Below are 5,465 nucleotides of genomic sequence, written 5' to 3'. Positions count from 1 at the left end.
AATGGTTGTCCGGCGGTGTCCTACTCTCCCACCCCGTCTCCAGGGCAGTACCATCGGCGCTGAGAGGCTTAGCTTCCGGGTTCGGAATGGGACCGGGCGTTTCCCTCTCGCCATGACCGCCGTAACTCTGTGAACATGTCAACGCACCCCCGGTGGGGAACCGGGGCCTGCGTTGCCGACACCTCCGGTCGGGGGACCGGAGTGGTCGTGCGTTCAGAACCGCACAGTGGACGCGAAAACATTCTTTTGGCCTGACACCCGCAACAGGCAACTGTTCGTGTGAGTGGTGTGTGGTCAAGCCCTCGGCCTGTTAGTACCGGTCAGCTGCACACCTTGCGGTGCTTCCACTTCCGGCCTATCAACCCGCTGGTCTGGGCGGGGGCCTTACCCGGTTGACCCGGTGAGAGACCTCATCTTGAAGCGAGCTTCCCGCTTAGATGCTTTCAGCGGTTATCCCTGCCGAACGTAGCTAACCAGCAGTGCACCTGGCGGTACAACTGGCACACCAGAGGTTCGTCCGTCCCGGTCCTCTCGTACTAGGGACAGCTCTTCTCAAGTCTCTTACGCGCACGGCGGATAGGGACCGAACTGTCTCACGACGTTCTAAACCCAGCTCGCGTACCGCTTTAATGGGCGAACAGCCCAACCCTTGGGACCTACTCCAGCCCCAGGATGCGACGAGCCGACATCGAGGTGCCAAACCATCCCGTCGATATGGACTCTTGGGGAAGATCAGCCTGTTATCCCCGGGGTACCTTTTATCCGTTGAGCGACACCGCTTCCACATGCCGGTGCCGGGTCACTAGTCCCAGCTTTCGCTCCTGCTCGACCCGTCGGTCTCGCAGTCAAGCTCCCTTGTGCACTTGCACTCGACACCTGATTGCCAACCAGGCTGAGGGAACCTTTGGGCGCCTCCGTTACATTTTGGGAGGCAACCGCCCCAGTTAAACTACCCACCTGACACTGTCCCTGATCCGGATCACGGACCGAGGTTAGACATCCAATTCGACCAGAGTGGTATTTCAACGGCGACTCCACGGACACTGGCGTGCCCGCTTCGCAGTCTCCCACCTATCCTACACAAGCCGAACCGAACACCAATATCAAGCTATAGTAAAGGTCCCGGGGTCTTTCCGTCCTGCCGCGCGTAACGAGCATCTTTACTCGTAGTGCAATTTCGCCGAGCCTGTGGTTGAGACAGCTGAGAAGTCGTTACGCCATTCGTGCAGGTCGGAACTTACCCGACAAGGAATTTCGCTACCTTAGGATGGTTATAGTTACCACCGCCGTTTACTGGCGCTTGAGTTCTGAGCTTCACCCCGAAGGATTAACCCGTCCCCTTAACGTTCCAGCACCGGGCAGGCGTCAGTCCGTATACATCGTCTTACGACTTCGCACGGACCTGTGTTTTTAGTAAACAGTCGCTTCTCACTGGTCTCTGCGACCGCCCCCCGCTGCCCACCGCATGGGTGTTGACGGGAAACGGCCCCCCTTCTCCCGAAGTTACGGGGGCATTTTGCCGAGTTCCTTAACCACAGTTCGCTCGATCGCCTCGGTATTCTCTACCTGACCACCTGAGTTGGTTTGGGGTACGGGCCGCTCGGAACTCGCTAGAGGCTTTTCTCGGCAGCATAGGATCATCCAATTCGCCCCATTCGGCTATGCGTCAGGCCTCACCCTCAGATGTCCGACGGATTTACCTATCGGACGGGCCACACCCTTGCCCCGGTACTACCATTCACCGGTAGGACTACCTTCCTGCGTCACCCCATCGCTTGCCTACTACCAGTCCGGGTCCCGCGCTAGTCCCGCACCCTCACCCCGAAGGGATCAGGCACGGTGTTCGGGCGGTCAGCATCGCTGGGTTCAGCATGGGCGTTCCTTCGCGGGTACGGGAATATCAACCCGTTGTCCATCGACTACGCCTGTCGGCCTCGCCTTAGGTCCCGACTCACCCTGGGCGGATTAGCCTGGCCCAGGAACCCTTGGTCTTCCGGCGGGGGAGGTTCTCACTCCCCTCTCGCTACTCATGCCTGCATTCTCACTCGCGTGGCGTCCACGGCTGGATCACTCCGCCGCTTCCACCGCCACACGACGCTCCCCTACCCATCCACACACCTGGCCGCCGGCTCGAGGCCGGCGACGGGCTACGCATGAATGCCACGGCTTCGGCGGTGTGCTTGAGCCCCGCTACATTGTCGGCGCGGAATCACTTGACCAGTGAGCTATTACGCACTCTTTCAAGGGTGGCTGCTTCTAAGCCAACCTCCTGGTTGTCTCTGCGACTCCACATCCTTTTCCACTTAGCACACGCTTAGGGGCCTTAGCCGATGATCTGGGCTGTTTCCCTCTCGACTACGAACCTTATCGCCCGCAGTCTCACTGCCACGCTCTCACTTACCGGCATTCGGAGTTTGGTTGACGTCAGTAACCTTGTGGGGCCCCTCAGCCATCCAGTGCTCTACCTCCGGCAAGAAACACGTGACGCTGCACCTAAATGCATTTCGGGGAGAACCAGCTATCACCGAGTTTGATTGGCCTTTCACCCCTACCCACAGCTCATCCCCCAGGTTTTCAACCCTGGTGGGTTCGGTCCTCCACGCGGTCTTACCCGCGCTTCAACCTGGCCATGGGTAGATCACTCGGCTTCGGGTCTAGAGCACGCGACTACAGATCGCCCTGTTCGGACTCGCTTTCGCTACGGCTACCCCCCACGGGTTAACCTCGCCACGTACCACTAACTCGCAGGCTCATTCTTCAAAAGGCACGCAATCACCCCGCCCCGAAAGGCTAAGGCTCTCACGGCTTGTAGGCACACGGTTTCAGGTACTATTTCACTCCCCTCCCGGGGTACTTTTCACCTTTCCCTCACGGTACTTGTCCGCTATCGGTCACCAGGGAGTATTCAGGCTTAGCGGGTGGTCCCGCCAGATTCACACCGAATTTCACGGGCTCGGTGCTACTTGGGATACAACTCGGGAGGCAACACGTTTTCGTGTACGGGGCTCTCACCCTCTACGGCGACCCCTTCCAGAGGCCTTCCACTAACGACGCTGCTTTCTTACTCCCCGCCGGTTCGGCAGAACCAGCTGAGTCGTCCCACGACCCCGACCACACAACGCCTGCCGGCTATCACATGCGATCGGTTTAGCCTTCTCCGCTTTCGCTCGCCACTACTCACGGAATCACGGTTGTTTTCTCTTCCTGTGGGTACTGAGATGTTTCACTTCCCCACGTTCCCTCCACACGCCCTATGTGTTCAGGCGCGGGTCACACCACATGACTGGTGCGGGGTTCCCCCATTCGGAAATCCTCGGATCAACGCTCGGTTGACAGCTCCCCGAGGCTTATCGCAGCCTCCTACGTCCTTCATCGGCTCCTGGTGCCAAGGCATCCACCGTGTGCCCTTAACAACTTGGCCACACAAAAACCCACCCACCCACGCCCGGAAGGACATCGGCGAGCGGGCACTACCTACACAAACTCCTGTTACAGAGTCAGAAGATGCTCGCGTCCACTGTGCAGTTCTCAACGTACGACCAGACACCCCCCATCCGCCCCCGCCGGACCCGCGCACTCCCCCAGGAGACACGGCGGTACGAGAACAGGAGAGCCCTGACACGAGGTACGACCACCCGGTTCCCCGGGCCGGTCCACTCCCTCAGGACCCAACAGCGTGCCTACAACCGGTCCACCCGCACCCACCCCGTTCCACACCCCGCACCTCCGAAGAGACACCAGGCCGTACTGGGGGCAGCCGCAGCTGCCGGCCGAACTGGTCAGCGTTCCACCCTTGAGCTCCGCCTCCAACACCCGCGGCCCCTCGAGATCGAGGAACCGTCGGAGCCCGAGCACGGCTCTGAACCACACCCAACGAGGGGTGCGGCCAGTGCTCCTTAGAAAGGAGGTGATCCAGCCGCACCTTCCGGTACGGCTACCTTGTTACGACTTCGTCCCAATCGCCGATCCCGCCTTCGACGGCTCCCTCCACAAGGGTTGGGCCACCGGCTTCGGGCGTTACCGACTTTCGTGACGTGACGGGCGGTGTGTACAAGGCCCGGGAACGTATTCACCGCAGCGTTGCTGATCTGCGATTACTAGCGACTCCAACTTCATGGGGTCGAGTTGCAGACCCCAATCCGAACTGAGACCGGCTTTTTGGGATTCGCTCCACCTCGCGGTATCGCAGCCCTTTGTACCGGCCATTGTAGCATGTTTGCAGCCCTAGACATAAGGGGCATGATGATTTGACGTCATCCCCACCTTCCTCCGAGTTGACCCCGGCAGTCTCCTATGAGTCCCCACCATCACGTGCTGGCAACATAGAACGAGGGTTGCGCTCGTTGCGGGACTTAACCCAACATCTCACGACACGAGCTGACGACAACCATGCACCACCTGTGCACGACCCTTGCGGACCCCCCATCTCTGGAGGATTTCCGTGCATGTCAAGCCTAGGTAAGGTTCTTCGCGTTGCATCGAATTAAGCAACATGCTCCGCCGCTTGTGCGGGCCCCCGTCAATTCCTTTGAGTTTTAGCCTTGCGGCCGTACTCCCCAGGCGGGGCGCTTAATGCGTTAGCTGCGGCACGGAACTCGTGGAATGAGCCCCACACCTAGCGCCCAACGTTTACGGCGTGGACTACCAGGGTATCTAATCCTGTTCGCTCCCCACGCTTTCGCTCCTCAGCGTCAGTTGTTGCCCAGAGACCCGCCTTCGCCACCGGTGTTCCTCCTGATATCTGCGCATTTCACCGCTACACCAGGAATTCCAGTCTCCCCTGCAACACTCTAGTTTGCTCGTATCGACTGCAGACCCGAGGTTGAGCCTCGGGATTTCACAGCCGACGCAACAAACCGCCTACGAGCTCTTTACGCCCAATAATTCCGGACAACGCTTGCACCCTACGTATTACCGCGGCTGCTGGCACGTAGTTGGCCGGTGCTTCTTCTGCAGGTACCGTCACTCTCGCTTCGTCCCTGCTGAAAGAGGTTTACAACCCGAAGGCCGTCATCCCCCACGCGGCGTCGCTGCGTCAGGCTTCCGCCCATTGCGCAATATTCCCCACTGCTGCCTCCCGTAGGAGTCTGGGCCGTGTCTCAGTCCCAGTGTGGCCGGTCACCCTCTCAGGCCGGCTACCCGTCGTCGCCTTGGTAGGCCACTACCCCACCAACAAGCTGATAGGCCGCGGGCCCATCCCCAGCCGATAAATCTTTCCACCACCAGACCATGCGGTCAGCAGTCATATCCGGTATTAGCCCCAATTTCTTGGAGTTATCCCAGAGCTGAGGGCAGGTTGCCCACGTGTTACTCACCCGTTCGCCGCTAGCACACCCACCCGAAGGAAGGGGCTCGCTCGACTTGCATGTGTTAAGCACGCCGCCAGCGTTCGTCCTGAGCCAGGATCAAACTCTCCGTAGATGATTCGATCACAGGCCGAGAACCGAGAACTGGACGCTCTCGAT

At 59.7% G+C, this 5,465-nt stretch carries 3 rRNA genes; all 3 read right to left on the bottom strand.

Annotated elements, in window-relative coordinates:
• Positions 1–7: 7 nt before the first annotated feature.
• A 5S ribosomal RNA gene (gene rrf / locus E4P39_RS22015) occupies positions 8–124 on the bottom strand.
• A gap of 166 nt (positions 125–290) precedes the next feature.
• Positions 291–3,421 (bottom strand): 23S ribosomal RNA (locus E4P39_RS22010).
• A 479-nt stretch (positions 3,422–3,900) separates the two neighbouring features.
• Positions 3,901–5,421: ribosomal RNA gene (locus tag E4P39_RS22005) — 16S ribosomal RNA — on the bottom strand.
• The 16S, 23S and 5S rRNA genes sit together here, the layout of an rRNA operon.
• Positions 5,422–5,465: the final 44 nt, after the last annotated feature.

It is taken from the genome of Blastococcus sp. CT_GayMR19, assembly GCF_004570385.1.
Taxonomy (GTDB): domain Bacteria; phylum Actinomycetota; class Actinomycetes; order Mycobacteriales; family Geodermatophilaceae; genus Blastococcus_B.
Note: the sequence above shows the minus strand (reverse complement) of the source record. Positions and strands in the feature narration are given on the sequence as shown.